Origin of the sequence: Streptomyces sp. NPDC057307, assembly GCF_042667665.1 — a bacterium.
Classification (GTDB): Bacteria; Actinomycetota; Actinomycetes; order Streptomycetales; family Streptomycetaceae; genus Streptomyces.
The window spans coordinates 13,733-33,289 of the sequence record NZ_JBHUZM010000013.1; the positions used below are offsets into that span (position 1 = coordinate 13,733).

General features: G+C 70.5%; 18 protein-coding genes and 1 riboswitch. Of the genes, 10 read left to right on the forward strand and 8 right to left on the reverse strand.

Annotated elements, in window-relative coordinates:
• The first annotated feature begins 4 nt into the window (after positions 1–4).
• The 3 genes from ACFUN8_RS07920 (at position 5) to ACFUN8_RS07930 (ending at position 2,682) form a co-directional block, all read left to right on the forward strand.
• Positions 5–316 (forward strand): DUF3263 domain-containing protein, encoded by a 312-nt coding sequence (locus ACFUN8_RS07920; protein WP_383633146.1) that lies wholly within the window; start codon positions 5–7, stop codon positions 314–316.
• 48 nt (positions 317–364) lie between these two features.
• Positions 365–1,207 carry a trehalose-phosphatase gene (gene otsB / locus ACFUN8_RS07925; protein WP_383633149.1) on the forward strand — a complete coding sequence of 281 codons (843 nt, stop codon included), beginning with the start codon at positions 365–367 and terminating at the stop codon, positions 1,205–1,207.
• A gap of 86 nt (positions 1,208–1,293) precedes the next feature.
• Positions 1,294–2,682 (forward strand): SDR family NAD(P)-dependent oxidoreductase, encoded by a 1,389-nt coding sequence (locus ACFUN8_RS07930; RefSeq protein ID WP_383633152.1) that lies wholly within the window; start codon positions 1,294–1,296, stop codon positions 2,680–2,682.
• A 13-nt stretch (positions 2,683–2,695) separates the two neighbouring features.
• Here ACFUN8_RS07930 and ACFUN8_RS07935 read toward each other — a convergent pair whose 3' ends face one another.
• From ACFUN8_RS07935 to ACFUN8_RS07945, 3 genes are all read right to left on the reverse strand, one after another.
• A complete protein-coding gene (locus ACFUN8_RS07935) occupies positions 2,696–4,120 on the reverse strand; it encodes a trehalose-6-phosphate synthase (protein ID WP_383633154.1) in 1,425 nt (474 codons plus the stop codon).
• 58 nt (positions 4,121–4,178) lie between these two features.
• Positions 4,179–4,301 (reverse strand): hypothetical protein, encoded by a 123-nt coding sequence (locus tag ACFUN8_RS07940; RefSeq protein ID WP_383633157.1) that lies wholly within the window; start codon positions 4,299–4,301, stop codon positions 4,179–4,181.
• A 177-nt stretch (positions 4,302–4,478) separates the two neighbouring features.
• Entirely contained in the window at positions 4,479–5,420 is a 942-nt protein-coding gene (locus ACFUN8_RS07945; protein WP_383633160.1) for a glucosyl-3-phosphoglycerate synthase, read from the reverse strand.
• A gap of 117 nt (positions 5,421–5,537) precedes the next feature.
• A riboswitch (SAM riboswitch) is annotated at positions 5,538–5,665 on the forward strand.
• A gap of 15 nt (positions 5,666–5,680) precedes the next feature.
• On the opposite strand from ACFUN8_RS07945, the gene thrC reads away from it, so the two are divergent.
• The 4 genes from thrC (at position 5,681) to groL (ending at position 9,839) form a co-directional block, all read left to right on the forward strand.
• Positions 5,681–6,994 (forward strand): threonine synthase, encoded by a 1,314-nt coding sequence (gene thrC, locus ACFUN8_RS07950; RefSeq protein WP_383633163.1) that lies wholly within the window; start codon positions 5,681–5,683, stop codon positions 6,992–6,994.
• A 40-nt stretch (positions 6,995–7,034) separates the two neighbouring features.
• On the forward strand, positions 7,035–7,310 hold the full coding sequence (locus tag ACFUN8_RS07955; protein ID WP_383633166.1) for a ubiquitin-like small modifier protein 1: 276 nt from the start codon (positions 7,035–7,037) through the stop codon (positions 7,308–7,310).
• 369 nt (positions 7,311–7,679) lie between these two features.
• On the forward strand, positions 7,680–7,883 hold the full coding sequence (locus tag ACFUN8_RS07960) for a cold-shock protein (RefSeq protein WP_005315736.1): 204 nt from the start codon (positions 7,680–7,682) through the stop codon (positions 7,881–7,883).
• A 330-nt stretch (positions 7,884–8,213) separates the two neighbouring features.
• On the forward strand, positions 8,214–9,839 hold the full coding sequence (gene groL, locus ACFUN8_RS07965) for a chaperonin GroEL (protein WP_354606887.1): 1,626 nt from the start codon (positions 8,214–8,216) through the stop codon (positions 9,837–9,839).
• Between the two features lie 115 nt (positions 9,840–9,954).
• Here the strand turns inward: groL and ACFUN8_RS07970 are convergent, their stop codons facing one another.
• Positions 9,955–10,731, reverse strand: coding sequence for a hypothetical protein (locus tag ACFUN8_RS07970; protein WP_383633169.1), 777 nt, complete (start codon positions 10,729–10,731; stop codon positions 9,955–9,957).
• Between the two features lie 41 nt (positions 10,732–10,772).
• Entirely contained in the window at positions 10,773–12,125 is a 1,353-nt protein-coding gene (locus tag ACFUN8_RS07975; protein WP_383633172.1) for an erythromycin esterase family protein, read from the reverse strand.
• A gap of 136 nt (positions 12,126–12,261) precedes the next feature.
• Between ACFUN8_RS07975 and ACFUN8_RS07980 the strand changes: the two genes are divergently transcribed.
• Positions 12,262–13,254, forward strand: a complete 993-nt coding sequence (locus ACFUN8_RS07980) for a superoxide dismutase (RefSeq protein ID WP_383633175.1) — start codon at positions 12,262–12,264, stop codon at positions 13,252–13,254.
• A gap of 132 nt (positions 13,255–13,386) precedes the next feature.
• Here ACFUN8_RS07980 and ACFUN8_RS07985 read toward each other — a convergent pair whose 3' ends face one another.
• Both ACFUN8_RS07985 and ACFUN8_RS07990 read right to left on the reverse strand, forming a co-directional pair.
• The gene (locus tag ACFUN8_RS07985) at positions 13,387–14,139 is read right to left on the reverse strand and encodes an aspartate/glutamate racemase family protein (RefSeq protein WP_383633178.1); all 753 of its coding nucleotides are present in this window, start codon (positions 14,137–14,139) and stop codon (positions 13,387–13,389) included.
• On the reverse strand, positions 14,136–15,665 hold the full coding sequence (locus ACFUN8_RS07990) for an NCS1 family nucleobase:cation symporter-1 (protein WP_383633181.1): 1,530 nt from the start codon (positions 15,663–15,665) through the stop codon (positions 14,136–14,138). Before ACFUN8_RS07990 ends, ACFUN8_RS07985 begins: the two co-directional genes overlap by 4 nt.
• Before the next feature lie 106 nt (positions 15,666–15,771).
• Between ACFUN8_RS07990 and ACFUN8_RS07995 the strand changes: the two genes are divergently transcribed.
• Both ACFUN8_RS07995 and ACFUN8_RS08000 read left to right on the forward strand, forming a co-directional pair.
• Positions 15,772–16,416, forward strand: coding sequence for a helix-turn-helix domain-containing protein (locus ACFUN8_RS07995; RefSeq protein WP_383633184.1), 645 nt, complete (start codon positions 15,772–15,774; stop codon positions 16,414–16,416).
• A 35-nt stretch (positions 16,417–16,451) separates the two neighbouring features.
• A complete protein-coding gene (locus ACFUN8_RS08000; protein ID WP_383633187.1) occupies positions 16,452–17,540 on the forward strand; it encodes a hypothetical protein in 1,089 nt (362 codons plus the stop codon).
• 28 nt (positions 17,541–17,568) lie between these two features.
• Here the strand turns inward: ACFUN8_RS08000 and ACFUN8_RS08005 are convergent, their stop codons facing one another.
• On the reverse strand, positions 17,569–19,503 hold the full coding sequence (locus tag ACFUN8_RS08005; protein WP_383633190.1) for a pentapeptide repeat-containing protein: 1,935 nt from the start codon (positions 19,501–19,503) through the stop codon (positions 17,569–17,571).
• Positions 19,504–19,557 lie beyond the last annotated feature (54 nt).

Here is a 19,557-nt window from a genome sequence, read left to right on the forward strand (position 1 = left end):
TCCTATGACCGCACCCGAAGGCACGTCGCGCGAAGAGCACGAGCAGCGCGCCGAGCACGGTGAGCACGAGGGGCACGGTCCCGCCGGACGGTCGGAACTGACCGAGCGGGACCGTGCCGTCCTCGCCGTGGAACGGCGTTCGTGGCCCGGCCCCGGCGCCAAGGAGCGCGTCATACGGGAGCGGCTGGGCATCTCGCCGACCCGCTACTACCAACTGCTCGGCGCGCTCATCGACGACCCGCTGGCCCTCGCCCACGACCCGGTGACGGTCAACCGCCTGCGCCGGATCAGGGACGCCCGCCGCGCCCGCCGCTGAGCGGGGAGTTCACGCCCCTCGGGGGGCTCACACGGATAGGGTCGGAGCATGGGCAGCCACCCGAACCCCCTGCCGACCCCCGTCACCTCCGCCGGCGCCGACGGCCTGGCCGCGCTACTCGCCCGGCCCGGGAAAGCCGTCGTCGCGCTCGACTTCGACGGCACGCTCGCCGAGATCGTCCCCGACCCCGAACAGGCCCGCGCGCACCCCGGCGCGGTCCCCGCACTCGTCGCCCTCGCCCCGCACGTCGCGTCCGTCGCGGTGATCACCGGCCGCCCGGCGGGTGTCGCGGTGCGGTACGGCGGCTTCGCCGGCGTACCCGGCCTGGAGCACCTCGTGGTGCTGGGCCACTACGGCGCGGAGCGCTGGGACGCGGTCAGCGGCACCGTACGCACCCCGGCCCCGCACCCCGGAGTCGCGGCCGCCCGCGCCGAACTCCCCGGACTCCTCGAACGGTTCGAGGTCTGGCGCGGCACCTGGATCGAGGAGAAGGGCCAGGCGGTCGCCGTCCACACCCGCCGTGCCACGGACCCCCAGGGCGCCTTCGACGCCCTGCGCGCCCCCCTCGCCGACCTGGCGGAGCGCCACGGTCTGATGCTCGAACCGGGCCGCCTCGTCCTGGAGTTGCGCCCGCCGGGCATGGACAAGGGTGTCGCCCTGGAGAGTTACGTCCGCGAGGTCGGCGCCGAGACGGTCGTGTACGGCGGCGACGACCTGGGCGACCTCCCGGCCTTCGCCGCGGTCGACGCCCTGCGCGCGGACGGCCATCCGGGCCTGCTGCTGTGCAGCGGTACGGGAGAGGTCCCCGAACTCGCCGAGAAGGCCGACCTGGTGCTGCCGGGCCCGGCGGCGCTGATCGACTTCCTCGCGTCCGTGGCGGACCGCCTCTGAGGGCCTCCGCCGCCCGGAAACGCGGGCGACACCGGGCGTTCGGCTCCCGCATCATGGTCGTTCGGTGTGAGCGGGGGCGAGGTTCGATGGACGACGACCGGATGGACGAGCGGATACGGGCGACGCTGGTGCTGCTGCACGAGGCGCGGGAGCTGTCGATCGAGGATCCCCGGCGCGAGCGGCTGGAGCGGGCGGCGAGCGGGCTTTTCCGGGACGGGCGGCGCAAGCGCCGGTCCGCCACGCGCGGAGCCCGCGCGGCGGCGGACGCCGAGATCCAGGCCGGCACCGTCATGGGCGCGCCGGACCGGACGATGGACGCGCCCCTGCCGGATGCCCAGGGCGAGCGCGACGTCGGTGAGTTGACCCGCCCCCAGCGCTGCTACGTCTGCAAGGACCACTACCGGCGGATCCACCACTTCTACCACCGCCTCTGCCCCGACTGCGCCCGCGACAACCTCGCCCGGCGCGGCGCCCGCACCGACCTGACCGGGCACCGCGCGCTGCTGACCGGCGGGCGCGTCAAGATCGGGTACCAGCTGGCACTGATGCTGCTGCGCGACGGCGCCGACCTCACGGTGACCACCCGCTTCCCCCAGGACGCGGTACGGCGCTTCGCGGCGGCCCCCGACGCCGCCGACTGGTGGGACCGGCTGCGCGTCGCCGCGCTCGACCTGCGCGACCCCCGGCAGGTGCTCGCCTTCACCGACCATCTGCTGGCCGAGGCACGGCCGTTGGACATCCTGATCAACAACGCGGCCCAGACGCTGCGCCGTTCACCGCGCGCCTACTCCGCCCTGGCCGCCGCCGAGAGCGCACCGCCGCGCGCCGCGCTGCCCGCCGTCTGGACGGCCCCCGGCTTCGCCGTACCCGGCACGGGGAACGCCGAGCTGGCGGCCCGGTCCTGGACCGCCGGACTCGTCCCCCGTACGAAAACCTCGGCCACCGCCGTACTGCCGACCCCGGACGAGGCCGGGCTGCTCACCGAGACCGCCGCCGAGAACTCCTGGACCGCCCAGCTCGGCGACATCGACCCGGCCGAGATGCTGGAGGTCCAACTCGTCAACGCGGTGGCCCCGTTCCTGCTCGCCGACCGGCTGCTGCCGCTGCTCACGGCGTCACCGCACCCACGGCGGTATCTGCTCAACGTGTCAGCCGTGGAAGGGCAGTTCACCGTCCACCGGAAGACGAGCGACCACCCGCACACCAACATGGCCAAGGCCGCCCTCAACATGCTCACCCGCACCAGCGCCGCCGACCTGGCCACGCGGGGCATCCACGCGTGCAGCGTCGACACCGGCTGGGTCACCGACGAGAAACCCCTGCCAGCCAGGGAGCGCCACGCCGCCACCGGCTGGCGCCCGCCGCTGGACATCGTGGACGGCGCCGCCCGCGTCTACCACCCGATCGTGCAGGGCCAGGCGGGCAGCCCGGTCCACGGCGTACTGCTCAAGGACTACCGGCCCGTCGACTGGTAGCCCACGCGTGCCCTCACAACGCGCGCAGCGCGTCCAACTGGTCCAGGAACCACCGCTGCGGCGGCAGCGCCGTCGCGGCGGCGGCCAGGCGTTTCGTGCGAGCCGCCCGGTCGTCGGTGTCCATCGTCAGGGCCTCGTGCAGCGCCGCCGCCGTGGCCGTCACGTCGTACGGGTTCACCACCAGCGCGTCCTCGCCCAGCTCCTCGTACGCGCCCGCCTCGCGCGACAGCACCAGCGCGCAGCCGCTCTCCGAGAGGACCGGGATCTCCTTCGCGACCAGGTTCATGCCGTCGCGGATCGGGTTCACCAGCGCCACGTCCGCGAGGCGGTACGAGGCGAGTGAGCGGGCGAAGTCGTCCTTGACGTGCAGCATCACGGGCGTCCAACCGGGCGTGCCGAACTCGGAGTTGATCTCGTCGGCCACCTCCTGCACCCGCGCCGTGTACGCGCGGTAGACCGCGAGGTCCTGCCGGGACGGGTAGGCGAACGCCACATGCGTGACCCGCTCACGCCACTCCGGCCGGTCGGTCAGCAACTGCCGGTAGGCGAGCATGCCGCGCACGATGTTCTTCGACAGCTCCGTGCGGTCCACCCGCACGATCGCCTTGCGGGGCGCCCCGTCGTGCTCACCGATCTGCTCGCGCAGCTCGGCCAGCCGCTCGTCCACGTCGGGCCGGTTCGCCCGCTCGCGCAGGAAGTCCGCGTCGGCGCCGAGGCCGTGCACGCCGATCCGCGTCTTGCCGGTGCCGCCCAGCAGTTCCGTACAGCAGGCGGTGAAGGCGTCCGCCCAGCGGTGGGTGTGGAACGCGGCGCGGTCGGCGCCGAGGATGCCGCGCAGGAGCTGGCGCCCGATGTCGTCGGGCAGCAGCCGGTAGTAGTCGACCGGGGCCCACGGCGTGTGCCAGAAGAGCCCGATGCGCAGATCGGGCCGCAGGGCCCGGAGCATGCCGGGCACCAGGGCCAGGTGGTAGTCCTGGATCAGTACGGCCGCGCCGTCGCCCGCCTCGTCGGCCAGGGCCTCCGCGAAAGCGCGGTTGTACGTCTCGTACGACGCCCACTGCTCCCGGAACTCCGTGCCGAAGGCCGGCTCCAGCGGGGTCTGGTAGAGCAGATGGTGGACGAACCAGAGCGTGGAGTTCGCGACGCCGTTGTACGCGTCCGCGTAGACCTCCGACGGGATGCCGAGCATCCTGACGCGCTGTCCGCCCGTGTCGGCGGTGTCGAGCCGGCCGTCGGTGCGCCGTACGGCCTCGCGGTCGCCGTCGCCGAGCGCCGCGCACACCCACACGGCGTCGGTGTCGGGTCCGATGGCGGAGAGGCCGGAGACGAGACCGCCGCCGCCGCGCCCGGAGGTCAGCGTGCCGTCCTCGCCGAGCGTGTACGAGACGGGGCCGCGATTGGAAGCGACAAGAACCTGGGCGGCGTGCTCGGAGACCATGTGCCGAAACCTAGCCCGTCGCGGAAACGCTCAAACGTACGGTTCCGGTCGGCGTGGATCAGCCACGCCCCCGGCCACGGGCCGCCGCCAGCGCCACCACCCCGGCGCCGACGAGGGCGAGGGCCATGCCGCCCAGCAGCCAGAGCTGTTCCGTGGTCAGGGTCACCGTGTTCATCACCATGCCAGGCAATATAGGCAAATCATACGAATAGACCGGTGGTGCCACGCGGCTCCTGGGCCGGTCGTGTCCTCGATCGCCGGAAGATCGCCGGCAGATCAACCGGCCCGGCCCGCTGAATCCGTACCGGGGCGCCCCTCAAGCCGCCCGCCGCATCCCTCACGCCACCCGGCGCACCCCTCAAGCCGCCCGGCGCGCCGCGTACTCCCTGATCTCCCGCATCGGCGGCCGCTCCTCCGTGTCCACCGCGTGCGTACGCGGCTCGAAGCCCCCCTCGCCCCGCTCGAACTGCGTCAGCGCCGGCCGCACCAGATGCCCCCGCGACAGCCGCAGCTGCGCCGTCCGGTAGATCGCCGCCGCCATCCGCCCCAGCGCCTGGCTGTCCTGGTGGCGGTGTCTGCGCACCCCGACGTCGACCTGGCCCAGCGCGTCCAGCCCCACCGTGTGCAGCGCGTCCACCAGCAGGCCCAGCTCCACCCCGTACCCCACGGGGAACGGCAGCCGCTCCAGCAGTGAGCGCCGTACCGCGTACTCGCCGCCCAGCGGCTGCACGAACCCCGCCAGCAGCGGCCAGTGCAGATTCAGCAGCGGACGCGCCACCAGTTCGGTCACCCGGCCGCCCTGCCCCGGATCGTCGCCGAGCGGGCGGTCGTACATCGCCTTCACGAACCGCACGTCCGGCTCGGTGAGCAGCGGCCCCACGACCCCCGACACGAAATCCGCCGAGAAGTCCTTCAGATCCGCGTCCACGAAACAGACGATGTCGCCGCTCGTCACCAGCAGCGAGCGCCACAGCACCTCGCCCTTGCCCGGCACCGCCGGCAGCCTCGGCAGGATGTCGTCCCGGTGCACCACCCGCGCCCCGGCGGCCGCCGCGACCTCCCCCGTGCGGTCGGTCGAGCCCGAGTCGATCACCACCAGCTCGTCGACGAGCGGCGCCGGGCCCGCCATCAGTTCACGGCGGATCACGGAGACGATCCGGCCGACCGTGGTCTCCTCGTTCAGGGCCGGGAGCACCACGCTGACCTGCGCACCCTGCTTGGCGGCGACCAGCCGGTCGACCGGCCGGTCCGCCGCCGACCAGGACCGCCGGGCCAGCCAGCGCTCCACCTCTTGCAGCACGTGATCTCCATCTCGCGGATCGGACGAAGGGCTCAACCGTCCAGGGGTTCGGTTACAGTCTTGAACAACGCGGATGACCGTCGCATGTCGGGGGTCGTCACGCTGACAATCGAATACCGCTCATCCAGAGGGGCAGAGGGAACGGCCCGTTGAAGCCCCGGCAACCCTCCCGCCGACCGCGAGGTCATGGTGGGGAAGGTGCCAATTCCGTCTTGCGGCGAGATGCGTCGCGAGGAAGATGAGGAAAGGGCCTCGCCTTCATGGCTGTGCAGACTGTTCACGAATCCGACAACATCGCCGCCTCCGGCACCACTGACGCCCCCGTGGATCTCGGACCCGCCGCCGCCCTCTCGTGCCGCGAATGCGGGGAACGCTTCGAACTCGGCCCGATCTTCGCCTGTCAGAGCTGTTTCGGCCCGCTCGAAGTGGCCTACGACCTGCCGACCGACGGCCCCGACGAGCTGAAGAAGCGCATCGCCGCCGGACCCGACAACATCTGGCGTTACGCCCCGCTGCTGCCCGTCCCCGCCGACGTGGCGTCGAAGCCGAACATCAACCCCGGCTTCACCAAGCTCGTCAGGGCCGACAACCTCGCCCGTGAGCTGGGCGTCACCGGCGGCCTGTACGTGAAGGACGACTCCGGCAACCCGACGCACTCCTTCAAGGACCGCGTCGTCGCCATCGCCGTCGAGGCGGCCCGTGCCTTCGGCTTCACCACGCTCTCCTGCTCCTCCACCGGCAACCTCGCGGGCGCCGTCGGCGCCGCCGCGGCGCGCGCCGGCTTCCGCTCCTGCGTCTTCATCCCGCACGACCTGGAGCAGGGCAAGGTCGTCATGGCCGCGATCTACGGCGGCGAACTCGTCGGTATCGAGGGCAACTACGACGACGTCAACCGCTTCTGCTCCGAGCTGATCGGCGACCCGCTGGGCGAGGGCTGGGGCTTCGTCAACGTCAACCTCCGCCCGTACTACGGGGAGGGCTCCAAGACCCTCGCGTACGAGATCTGCGAGCAGCTCGGCTGGGAGCTGCCCGACCAGCTCGTCATCCCGGTCGCGTCCGGCTCGCAGCTGACGAAGATCGACAAGGGGCTCAAGGAGCTGATCGCGCTCGGCCTGGTCGAGGACAAGCCGTACAAGATCTTCGGCGCGCAGGCCGAGGGCTGTTCGCCGGTGTCGGTCGCCTTCAAGGCCGGCCACGACGTCGTACGGCCGCAGAAGCCGGACACGATCGCCAAGTCGCTGGCGATCGGCAACCCGGCCGACGGCCCGTACGTCCTGGACATCGCCCGCCGCACGGGCGGCGCCGTGGAGGACGTGAACGACGAGCAGATCGTGGACGCGATCAAGCTGCTCGCCCGGACCGAGGGGATCTTCGCCGAGACGGCGGGCGGGGTGACCGTGGGCGTGACGCGCAAGCTCATCGAGGCGGGTCTGCTCGACCCGGCGCTCACGACGGTCGTGCTGAACACCGGTGACGGGCTCAAGACGCTGGACGCGGTGGCCGCGACGTCGCAGGCGACCGCGACGATTCCGCCGAGCCTCGACGCGTTCCGTGACGCGGGCCTGGCGCGTTGAGCCTCTCACCAACCCGCTACTTCTCGGAAGGCAGAAACCGATGAGCGTGAACGTCCGCATCCCCACCATCCTCCGTACGTACACCGGTGGGAAGGCCGAGGTTCCGGCCGAGGGCGCGACCCTCTCCCAGGTCATCGAGTCCCTGGAGACGAACCACCCGGGCATCGCCGCCCGCGTCCTGGACGACCAGGGCAAGCTCCGGCGCTTCGTCAACGTGTACGTGAACGACGACGACGTCCGCTTCGAGCAGGGCCTGGAGACGGCCACTCCGGACGGCGCCGGCATCTCGATCATCCCGGCGGTCGCCGGCGGCTGAACAGCACGCACGGTGAACGGTGTTGCCCCCTCCGCAAGAGAAGCGGAGGGGGCAATTCCATGAGGTTGAACGCGGTACAGTTGGGGTAGCCCCGCCGCCGATCTTGCCGCGACTGTGCCCCGCGCATATGAGTTCGCGACAAGATGCGGTCGAAGTGTGGACGCTGTTTGCGCGGTTCCTTGCGCTTTGCCCGGCCCGACTTGCCCTGGTAGCCCGGCAATTCACCTCTTTGCGTGTTCCGCCATGCCCAGAATTCTCGTCCGATTGACCTGTTGCAGAGGGCAGTTGGGCAGATACATTCAGCCGCGGTCGACGCGTTCCGGCGCGAAGTGCGGTCCCGCGCAGGGGCCAGTAATAGGGGAGTTAGGCATGGCTCAGGGCACCGTCAAGTGGTTCAACGCGGAGAAGGGCTACGGCTTCATCGCGGTCGACGGTGGTGCGGATGTTTTCGTCCACTACAGCGCGATCCAGATGGACGGCTACCGCACCCTTGAAGAAGGTCAGCGAGTTGAGTTCGAGATCTCGCAGGGCCAGAAGGGTCCGCAGGCGGACATGGTCAAGCTCGCCGTCTGATTCCGGCGCGATCGGCCAACGACGCACTCACGCATGAGGGGCCCGTATCCCGGCAAGGGGTACGGGCCCCTCACGCGTGCGCGTGCGGCTGTGGGACGTACGCGCGCGGCTGTGGGAGGGGTCGTGGTCACTCGGGAGTCGCTTGCACTCTCGGGGGTCGAGTGCTAATCATTGGCGTTAGCACTCTGCTAGTGAGAGTGACAACTTATGGACCGGGTCAGCGAGGCCCGGGAGCCTGTGGGGCAAGGAACCGCAAGGCTCTCAGGCCGTCCGTCGCGGGCGCCGACACGGTCCGGAGAATCCACCCCCTGTCCGGGAGGACCACTTCACATGGCCAAGATCATCGCGTTCGACGAGGAGGCACGGCGCGGTCTCGAGCGCGGGATGAACCAGCTCGCCGACGCCGTCAAGGTCACCCTTGGCCCCAAGGGCCGAAACGTCGTCCTCGAGAAGAAGTGGGGCGCCCCCACGATCACCAACGATGGTGTTTCCATCGCCAAGGAGATCGAGCTCGAGGACCCGTACGAGAAGATCGGCGCCGAGCTGGTCAAGGAAGTCGCCAAGAAGACGGACGACGTCGCCGGTGACGGTACGACCACCGCGACCGTCCTGGCCCAGGCCCTGGTCCGCGAGGGCCTGCGCAACGTGGCCGCCGGCGCCAACCCGATGGCCCTCAAGCGCGGTATCGAGAAGGCCATCGAGGCCGTCTCCGGTGCCCTCCTTGAGCAGGCCAAGGACGTGGAGACCAAGGAGCAGATCGCTTCGACGGCCTCCATCTCCGCCGCCGACACCCAGATCGGCGAGCTCATCGCCGAGGCGATGGACAAGGTCGGCAAGGAAGGCGTCATCACCGTCGAGGAGTCGCAGACCTTCGGGCTCGAGCTTGAGCTCACCGAGGGCATGCGCTTCGACAAGGGCTACATCTCGGCGTACTTCGCCACCGACATGGAGCGTATGGAGGCGTCGCTCGACGACCCGTACATCCTGATCGTCAACTCCAAGATCGGCAGCGTCAAGGACGTTCTGCCGCTCCTGGAGAAGGTCATCCAGTCGGGCAAGCCGCTGCTGATCATCGCCGAGGACGTCGAGGGCGAGGCGCTCTCCACCCTCGTCGTCAACAAGATCAAGGGCACCTTCAAGTCCGTCGCCGTCAAGGCCCCGGGCTTCGGTGACCGCCGCAAGGCGATGCTGAACGACATCGCCATCCTCACGGGCGGCACGGTCATCTCCGAGGAGGTCGGCCTCAAGCTGGAGAACGCCGGTCTCGACCTGCTGGGCCGTGCCCGCAAGGTCGTCATCACCAAGGACGAGACCACCATCGTCGACGGTGCCGGTGACAGCGAGCAGGTCGCCGGTCGCGTGAGCCAGATCCGCGCCGAGATCGAGAACTCGGACTCGGACTACGACCGCGAGAAGCTCCAGGAGCGCCTCGCGAAGCTGGCCGGCGGCGTGGCCGTCATCAAGGCCGGCGCCGCGACCGAGGTCGAGCTCAAGGAGCGCAAGCACCGCATCGAGGACGCGGTGCGCAACGCCAAGGCCGCCGTCGAGGAGGGCATCGTCGCCGGTGGTGGCGTGGCTCTGCTCCAGGCCGGTTCGGTGTTCGAGAAGCTTGAGCTCGAAGGCGACGAGGCGACGGGTGCGAACATCGTCAAGCTCGCGCTGGAGGCTCCGCTCAAGCAGATCGCCGTCAACGGTGGTCTCGAGGGTGGCGTCATCGTCGAGAAGGTCCGCAACCTGCCGATCGGTCACGGCCTCAACGCCGCGACCGGCGAGTACGTGGACATGATCGCCGAGGGCATCATCGACCCCGCGAAGGTCACGCGTTCCGCGCTGCAGAACGCGGCGTCCATCGCGGCGCTGTTCCTCACCACCGAGGCCGTCATCGCCGACAAGCCGGAGAAGGCCGGCGCCGGCGGCGCGCCGGGCGGCATGCCGGGCGGTGACATGGACTTCTGATCCTGAGGGATCGGCGGTTCATGGCGTAGCTCGCAGTTGCGCACATGTACGAACCGAGGGCGGCACTCCCGAGAGGGGGTGCCGCCCTCGGGGCGTTCGGGGCGGTCGCGCCGGGTTACGGCAGCACCGGGCTGAGGACGGAGATCGCACCGAGCAGGGTGAAGCCCCCGGCGAGGAGGACCATCAGGAGCACGCGGGGGACCTCCAGGAGCAGTGGGGTCACCGACGCCTTGCGCTCCGGGTTCCTCGGGTCGTAGGCGACTTCGATGGTGTTGGCGTGGAGGCCGCTGCGGTACTCGTGCGCGTTGCCCTCGGCATCCGTGAACGCGTACACCGACTTCTTGCCCGCGCTGCCGACGTCGACCGCCTGGACGATCACCCCGCGTCGGCGCAGCACCGCCTTGACGTACAGATGGCGGACGGTCACGACAGTGGTGGCGAGACCCAGCCCCAGTGGCAGCAGGCCGACGACCGCGCTGAAGATCGCCCAGGGGGTGTGGACGACGGCGATGTACCCGAGGTACACGAGGTAGACCACGACGGCCAACGTGAACAGGGCGAGGGTGCGGCGGCCGGAGAACAGCTGGGGCGTGGCGGCCAGGGGCTCCGTCCGCACAAGGGCACTGCCGCGCTCGTCGGGAGTGGGCGGCAGCGCGGCGCCGACGGCCGTGACGAAAGCGGTGGCGGCCGTCGCGTTGTTGGCCGCGATCGTGTGCACGGCGCTGTCGGCGAGCGTGATCTCGACCGTGCGGGAACGGCCCTCCGCCGCGCGTACGGACCGGATGACCCTCAGCGGGATCGTGGCACGTTCCCCGGCGCGCTCGATGACGACGGTGTCGCCGTGGAAGGTGGCGGTCACACCACGGCTGCGGAGGGTCTGCGGAGAAGGCATGCAACTCAGGACCCCCGACGGGGGTGGAGGGTTGTACGGTTCTACGGCCTTACGGGCCGGTACGGTGCGATCGGGCGGGAGTCCGACGAGACCGCCACGTACGCCAGGCCGTCGTACTCCTCCGACAGCCGGACCGGGGTGACGTCGCGGCGGTAGAACCAGCGGGGCACCAGCGCGCCGAACGACCGCGTCGTGTGCGGGGCGTCGGCCCACTCCCGTACCGGCCGGGGCGCGTCGTCCGCTCCGGCGGGGCGCAGGTCGAGCAGGTGGTCCGCCGGGGTGGCGGTGGCGAGTTGGGCCTCGACCGTGGTGGGGGCGGGGGCGCCGATGGGGTTGCCCTCGGCGATACGGCCCGTCAGGCCGCCGACGCCGCTCCAGGGGCCCGGCCAGATGCGGTGGGCGCGGAAGGAGCCCTCGCCGAAGAGGAGACCGAGGGCGTAGTACGCGTCCCCGTACCGCTCGCGCAGGTGTCGGCCGAGAGGCGAGGTCGTGGAGTCGGCCGTACGGCCCTTCGCGATATGGCTGTTGTGGCCCCAGAGCACCACCTTGGCCGCCGGGTCGGCGTCCAGGATCTCCTCGACCGCCTGCGCCATGTACCGGTCGCGCGCCGCGGAGACCGTCCGCTCCGGGTCCGGGTGCTGTCCGCTGCGCGTCACCAGATCGGCGGCCCGGACCAGGATCCGGGCGTGCCGCACCGCGACGGCCCCGGCCGGGGTGTCGGGCTCGTCGTAGCCGCGTACGAACTCCAGCAACTTCTCCGCCTCGTGCATCAACCCCTGCTTGGGGTCCGGGCGCGATCCCGGATACGCGTGGGCGAGGATGCCGAGCGTGGAGTGCAGAGCGGGCAGCCGGTCCGGCGCCACGCTGGTGAGGAACGCTTCGAGCACCGCCAGCGAATCCCCGGAGCGCTGCGCGTCGATACCGGCGAAACGGACCTGCTCGTCCGCCGGGCGCCCGTCGTTGTACGCGCGCATCCACTCGATCATGTCCAGGACCTCTTCGGTGCGCCAGGTCCAGAACCCCAGCCCGGTCAGCACCTGCGCGGGGTCGCCGACACCGCCCCGTACGTACGCGTCGACGGCCGGACCGGCGGACGCGCTCGCCTCCATGGCCAGCGTCGTGAAGCCCAGCTCGGTCACCAGGTACTCCAGCAGCCGGTGCTTGAGCTGGAAGAACTCACGCGTGCCGTGGGTGGACTCGCCGAGCCCCACGATCCGTACGCCGTCGAGGACTTCCTTGAGCGGCTGTAGGTCGACGGTGGGCGCGCCGGCGGTCAGGCCGCCGCTCAGGGGTACGGCGTGCTGGGACAGCCACGCTGTCACCTCGCCCGACTCGTCCGTCCCGCCCGGCTCGCCCGACTCACCGGACCTGGTCTCCCGATCATTCGCTGGCATGCCGCCGAGGCTACAGCCGGGCGGGTGCCGTATCCGCACCGGGAACTCGGTGGCGGGTGCGGCGCGTTACGTGCGCATAGCGCACCGGAGTTGTCCCTGTCCCCAGGCACCCCCGAAGCCCCGGAGGCTCGACGCCATGTCTGTGACACCCCCCGACTCTTCCCGCCCCTTCAGTCCCTCCCGCCGTGCCGTGCTCGGCGGCGCCGTGGCCGCCACGTTCGCGCTCGGCGCCGGTACGGCCACGGCCACGGCGAACACCCGCCCCGGCCGTCCCGCCCGCCCCTCCTGGCCCACCGACTTCCCGCTGCCCAACGGCTTCCGCCCCGAGGGCATCGCCATCGGCAGCGGCCCGTACGCCTACATGGGCTCCCTCGCGGACGGTTCGATCCGCCGCGCCGACCTGCGCACCGGCGAGGGCCGGACGGTCCTGGAGGGCGCGACCGGCGGGGCCACCACCGGTCTGAAGCTCGACCGCGACGGGCTGCTGTACATCTCGGGCGGCGTGAGCGGTTCCATCCGGGTGCTCGACACCCGTACGAACCGGCTCACCGCCACGTATCAGCCGACGACGGCCGGCTTCGTCAACGACGTGATCCTGTACGGCGACCGGGCCTGGTTCACCAACTCGAACGCCCCCGTCCTCTACACCGTCCCGCGCGGCGGCAGGCGGCGCGGGAAGAAGGAGGACCTGCGGAGTGTCCCGCTCGGCGGCGAGTGGGAGCAGGCGCCCACCGGCATCAGCGCCAACGGCATCGAGACGACCCCCGACGGCCGCGCGCTGATCGTCGTCAACAGCCCGATCGGCAAGCTGTTCCGCGTGGACCCGAAGACCGGGCACGCCACGGTCATCACCCTCAAGGGCGCGGAGAACGTCATCAACGGCGACGGGCTGCTGCGCGTCGGCAGCACGCTGTACGTGGTGCAGAACCGCCTCAACCTCATCACCGTGTTCGACCTCGACGCGCGCGCCACCACCGCGACGCTGCGGCGCTCCATCACCGACCCGCGCTTCGACGTACCCACGACGGCGGCGCGCCTCGGCAACCGCCTGTACCTGGTCAACGCCCGCTTCACGACGACCCCGACGCCGGAGACGACGTACGACGCGGTGGCCGTACCGCTGCGTTGAGCGAGCACGCCGCACCACGGCGCACCGGGCTCCACCACGAGCCCGGCGCGCCTGGTGCGTCTGACGCGCCCGGTGTGTCTCGGCGGGGCCACGCCCGGTCTCGCCGCTCCCCACCCCCCCCGGGTCGCCACGTCAGCGGCTGAACTCGCCCAGCAGGCCCGTGTACTTCTTCGGTGGCGGCGCCGCGTACTCGCCCCGCTTGCTCGTCCGCAGCCCCAGCGACACCAGCGACTCGACCAGCTTCACCGCCGCGCCGACGCCGTCGACCACCTGGGCGCCGGTCCGGCGGGCGAGTGTCGGGGCGAGGGGGGCCATGCCCGCGCAGCCGAGTACGACGACGTCGCACCCGTCCTCGTTCACGGCCGCCGTGCACGCCTCGGTCACGGTCCGCACCGTGGCCGGGCCGGGGTCGTCCAGGTCGAGTACGGGGATGTCGCAGGCGTGCACGCCGCGGCAGGCGTCGGCGAAGCCGTAGCGGCGCGCCAGGTCCCAGGTGCGTCCGGTCGTCCGGGGCAGTGTGGTGACGACGCTGAAGCTCCGGCCGAGCAGCACCGCCGTGTGCATCGCCGCCTCGGCGATCCCGATCACCGGGCCGGTCGCCAGCTCGCGCGCGGCGTCGAGCCCCGGGTCGCCGAAGCAGGCGATGACATACCCCTCTTCCGCCGCCGCCTCGCCCGCCGCGATCTCCGCGAGCAGACCGGGGACGGCCAGCGCCTCGTCGTAATGGCTCTCGATGGACTCCGGCCCCATGGCCGGGTTGACGGCGGTGATGACGGTCGAGGGGGCGGCGGCCTCACGCGCGCAGCGGCCGGTGGACTCCGTCATGCCTGAGCTGGTGTTGGGGTTGATCACGCGGATACGGGTACGGGTACGGGCGCGGGTCATCGTTCGACCACGATCTGCGGGGACCGCCTCTCCAGCGCGACGAACGCCAGGAAGCCGAGGCCGCAGCCGATGAACCAGCTGTAGTCCGAGATCTCGGTCAGGTCCATGGTGGTGAGTTCGAGGTCGAGCAGCATCTTCGGCAGGAGGACGGACGCGACCGCCGGTATCCCGCTGAGGGCCGTGGCCCAGACGGCGTTGGGGTTGTAGCCCTTACGGAACCAGTAGCGGCCGGTCGGCGACCGGGTGAACAGGTCGTCCACGACGACGTGCTGACGGCTGATCACGTAGTAGCCGGCGATCAGGATGCCGAACAGCGGGCCGATGAGCGCGCCGAGCAGCCCGAGGGTGTAGTGGATGGCCTCGGGGTCGCTGTACCAGTTCCACGGCGTGAGCAGCACGGACCCGACCGCCGCGATCATGCCGCCGGCCCGCCAACTGATCTTCTGCGGGCTGACGTTGGAGAAGTCGAAGGCCGGGGAGATGAAGTTGGCGACGATGTTGATGCCGATCGTCGCGATGACGAACGTCAGTCCGCCGAGGAGGATCGCGAACGCCGTGTCGATGCGCTCCACGGTGTGGATCGGGTCGGTGATCAGCTCACCGAAGACGGGGACGGTGGCCGAGGCGGTGACCACGGTCAGGAGGGAGAAGAAGAGGAAGTTGACCGGCAGACCGAAGAAGTTGCCCTTCTTGACGGCGTCGAACGACTTCCCGTAGCGGGCGAAGTCCCCGAAGTTGAGCATCGGGCCGGAGAAGTACGAGACGACGAGCGCGATCGCGCTGAGCATCACCGGGATCGAGGCGCCGAAGCCCAGGCTCTCGCCCTCGGAGAGGTTGAAGCTGATGTTCGACCAGCCGGCCTTGCTGACCAGATAGACCGCCAGCACGATCATGACGACGTAGACGGCCGGTCCCGCCCAGTCGATGAAGCGGCGGATGGACTCCATGCCGCGCCAGAAGACGGCGGCCTGGGCGACCCAGAGGATCGCGTAACAGATGTAGCCGAGCGGGGAGAGCCCCAGGAAGGTCGAGTCGTTGAGCGAGGCCGAACTCGGCCAGAACTTGAGGAAGATGATGAGCAGCGACTGCGAGGCGAGGTAGGTCTGCACGCCGTACCAGGCGATGGCGATGAGCCCGCGGATGATGGCCGGGATGTTGGCACCGGCGACGCCGAAGACGGCGCGGTTGATCACGGGGTACGGCACGCCGGTGACCTGGCTGGGCTTCGCGACGAGGTTGCAGAAGACGTTCACGATGAGGATGCCGACGATCAGCGCGAACAGCACCTGCCAGCTGGCCAGCCCGAGCGCGAAGAGGCTGCCGGCGGTGACGTATCCGCCGATGCTGTGCACGTCGGACATCCAGAACGCCAGGATGTTGTACGAGTTCCAGGACTGCTTCTTGACGGGGGCGAGGTCGTCGTTGGTGAGGCTGGGATCGTAGTGGGGGTAGGGGTGGGGTTGGGGTTGGGGTTCGCCGGGGGGAGTGGGTGGTGCGACGTTCGGCGCTGCGGTGTTCTCGGCCATGAATGCCTCCGGGAGCGCTGTAAAGTCATTCCTTAACAGGGTGCGTCAAGCTAGCACTTGACACCTGTCGTTGTTTTTCGGCCGTGTAAAGGATGTGTCGCAATTGGTGGGCAAGGACTCGGGGCCGGGATCGCGGCCGGGGCCGGGGCCGGGCACGTCGGTGGACGCGATCAGCTCCGAGCGCCTGGGGCTTCGGCTCCGCGAACTCCGGCTCCGCTCGGGGAAGTCGCTGCGCGCGCTGGCGCGTGAACTCGGCATCTCCGCGAGCGCGGTGTCGCAGATCGAGCTGGGGGCGATGCGCCCGTCGGTGAGCCGGCTGATCGCGTACGTCTCGGCGCTCGACGTACCGCTGGCGGCGGTCTTCGACACGGACGAACCGGAAGCCCCCGCCGAGGAGCGGGGTTTCGCGATCCGCCGGTCGTGGGAGGTCGACCCGATCCTGCTCGACGGCGGCGTCACCTTCCGCAGGCTGTCGCCCGCGCCGACGTCGGACGTCGAGTTCTTCGAGTCGGTCTATCCACCGGGCGCGATCTCGAACGCGCACGGTCAGTTCCTGAAGCACGACGGCTACGAGGTGGGCACGGTCACGCAGGGCGAACTCACCATCGAGTTCGGGGCGGACACGGACGCGGAAACGGTGACGCTCGCGGCGGGTGACTCGATCACGTACCCCTGCCGTCGGCCGCACATCATCGGCAACCGGTCGCAGAGCGTGACGGCGGTCGCGACATGGCTGATCATCCACCGCTGAGGCGATGTCAGTGGGCGTCGCTAGAGTCCTGACACATGGAAGCGACCTTCGCGGATTTCTCGATATCCCCGCCGCTGTGCGGCAACACCGAAGTACGTACCGAGGGTGGCGGGTTCGCGGGTGACCATGTCCACCTCGGCGCCGGCGGGAGCGCCACGGTGGACTTCGGGGTGGAGGCGGGCGAGACGTTCGTCGAGGCGACACTGAAGGTGACGGCGCTGGTGTCCAAGCTCGGCGGCGCGCCCGGCTTCGCGCCGATGGACATCGAGGTCAACGGCCATGCGCTGGTGGACTCCCTGCCGCTCCCCGGCGGCGGTGACCTGCCCCAGACGATGGTGTTCGCGGTGCCCGGCGAGCTGCTGCGGGAGGGGACGAACACCGTGACGGTGCGCAGCTCCGCCAAGGCCGCCACCATGCTCTGGCTCTACCGGATCACTCTGGACTCGGTGTACGAACGGGACCGCTCCGAGCGGGCGATGGGCGCGAAGGCGGCGGAGCGGGCGGTGTTCGCCTTCCGCACGGAGCGCCGCGCGGTCGGCGCGGCGGACTGGACGGACGCCGGCCTGCTGCGCCTCTACGTCGAGCGCGGCGAGGACTCGCTGCCCGCGCAGGTCTCCTGGCGGAGCGTCGACGGCGCGGAGGGCGCGGCGAGTTTCCAGTCCGCCATGACCGACTTCCTCGGCCACCACCGGGGCGCGGACGGCACGACGGCCGAGTTCCGCGGCCGCCTGGACGGCCGCTGGACCTTCCCCGACGGCACGGTGGACGCGCCTGTGCACCACTTCCGTACGGAGGAGAGCTGGGGCGGCGACTGGCACACCTCGGGTGACCTGCGCATCCTGGTGGCCCACGGCGGGACCGCGATGGAACGCGTCACGTGGCGCGACCAGCGCACGAACGGCGGCTCGATCTGCCTCACCGCGGATGGGTCCGGCTTTGTGGGCTTCTACCAGCGGGTCAACGAGGGGCCGATCGGCTATCGGGGCACGGCTGAACGGGTGGGGGCGGAAGGCCCGGCGGGGCAGAGCGAGTTGCAGGACGAGTTGGAACGGGCGGCCCGCCAGCTCAAAGTCGTCGCCGACGTGGCGGTCGACAAGCTGACGGACTGGCTCCGCACGCGCTGATCCGGCCGCTCCAGTTCCTTCTGCCGCTTCAGCGCTTGACGCGGTTGCGTACGGCGAGGACGGCGAGGCCCAGGAGTACGGGCTCGGTCACGCGGGACGCCATTTCGATGTAGCTGCCGGTGGTGGTCAGGTCCTGTCCGCTGGAGCGGAACACGACTGAGTTGAGGGTGACGTTCAGGGCCTTCTCGAAGCGCTTGGTGGTGAATCTGTCGCCGGTGGGGTTCTGGGGGTCCGCCTTGTCGATCTCGAAGGTGACCCTGCCGCCGCCGGGCGGCACGGTACCGGCGGCTTGCTGTTTCGGGGAGTCCTGGGGAAGCCCGGTGCCCATCAACAACAGGACGGTGACGATCATGGCGGCGGCGAGCCAGGCGAGGGCACGGGAGGCGCGCAGTCCGTAGCCGGACAACAGCCAGTAGCCGTGCAGCAGTCCACGCTCGGCACGGCTGGAGCCACTGCGGTCGTGGCGGCGCATCTCCATCTCGCCGTAGTAGAAGTCGGCGGCGCCCGGCTCGTTCTTGCCGTCTTCGAAGGCTTTGCGCAAGGCGCGGTAGACGGGGGCGAGTTGGGCGGGCCCGACGTTGGCCGAACCGGACTCGGTGGCGTTCCAGCCGTGCGCCGCTCGCGGCCGGCGGGCACGCCATTGGTGCTCCTCGGCGAGGGTGCGGCGCCGGCTTCTCCGGGGTGGGACGCCGCTGAAGGAGCAGTTTCCCTCCAGCCGTAGCTGATCGAGGTGGACGGTCCCGGTGAACAGGCACTGGGACAGGTCGACGTCGGAGAGGACCAGGTGGGCGGCGTCCACGCCGCGCAGCGAGGCCAGGCGCACGGCGGGGTCGGGTGTGCGAAAGAGCGGGCGGTCTTCCACGCGCCGGCCGTCGGGGAGAACGAACGGGTCGGCCTCCGCGGCGATCGTGAGGGGATACTCGAAGACGGCGTGGGCGAAGTCCACTGTGGTGTAGCGCAGTCGTAACTCGGCGGTCGACGACCAGCGGGTGCGTCGGCACTTCAGGCGGCGGGCGGCAAACCACAGGGTCGCCGGGCCGCTGAACACGGCCTCGGACAACTGCACTCGCCCGACGCACACGAACGGTCCAAGAAGGACCGTTCCCTCGAAGGCCGCCCTGACGAACACGGCGTCACGTTCGAAGGTCGCCGCCCCGAACCTGACGGCGTCCTTGAACGTGGCCGCCCGGAACACGGCGTCGCGCTTGAAGACGCCCGCCCCGAACATGGCGTCCCGCTCGAAGGTGACCGCCCCGAACAGCGCGGGGGCTCCGAAGCTGACCGCCCCGAACATGGCGTCTCCCTTGAAGGTCGCCCCTTGGAACCAGGCGGTGTCCTCGAAGGCCGCAGCCCGGAACGTGGCGGTGTCCTCGAAGGTCGCCGCCCCGAACAGGGCTCTGCTTTGGAAGGTGGTTGCCTCGAACCCGACACCGTCCTTGAAGGTGGCCGCATGGAATGTGGCGGTCTCCTTGAACGTGGCCGACTCGAACCCGGTGTCGCCCTCGAAAGTCGTCGCTTCGAAGAAGGCGGTGCTCTCGAAGGTGGCGTACTCGAACCCGGCGTCACCTTCGAAGGAGGCCGCCACGAACCACGCGTAGCTTCGGAAGGTGGCCCTTCCGAAGAAGGCTGTTCCCTCGAAGGTCGCCGACGCGAACCAGGCGTTGCCCTCGAAGACGGCAGCCTCGAACCGAGCGGTGCCGAGCCGCGCGTGACCGGTGGCAGAGTCGCGCAAGGCGTCGAGCAACCGACCCAGAAGGTCTCGGGTGAAGGGGGTTCCGCTGTGGTCGACGTCTGCGCCAGGATTCAGACCGACCAGATAGGCGTCCCGGTCGACGTCGGCCACGTGAGCGAGGCACAAGGTGCGGCCGGGGATGCGCCTGCCACGGCAGCCCACCGGTTCCTCGGTGGTCGTGCCGTGGCCGCAGTGCGGCCACCGGGGCGGGTCGGGGCTCGGGGACGTCATACTCGGAGGACGACCGGCCCGGCCGGATAGTTGCCCACCTCGGACACACCCGGA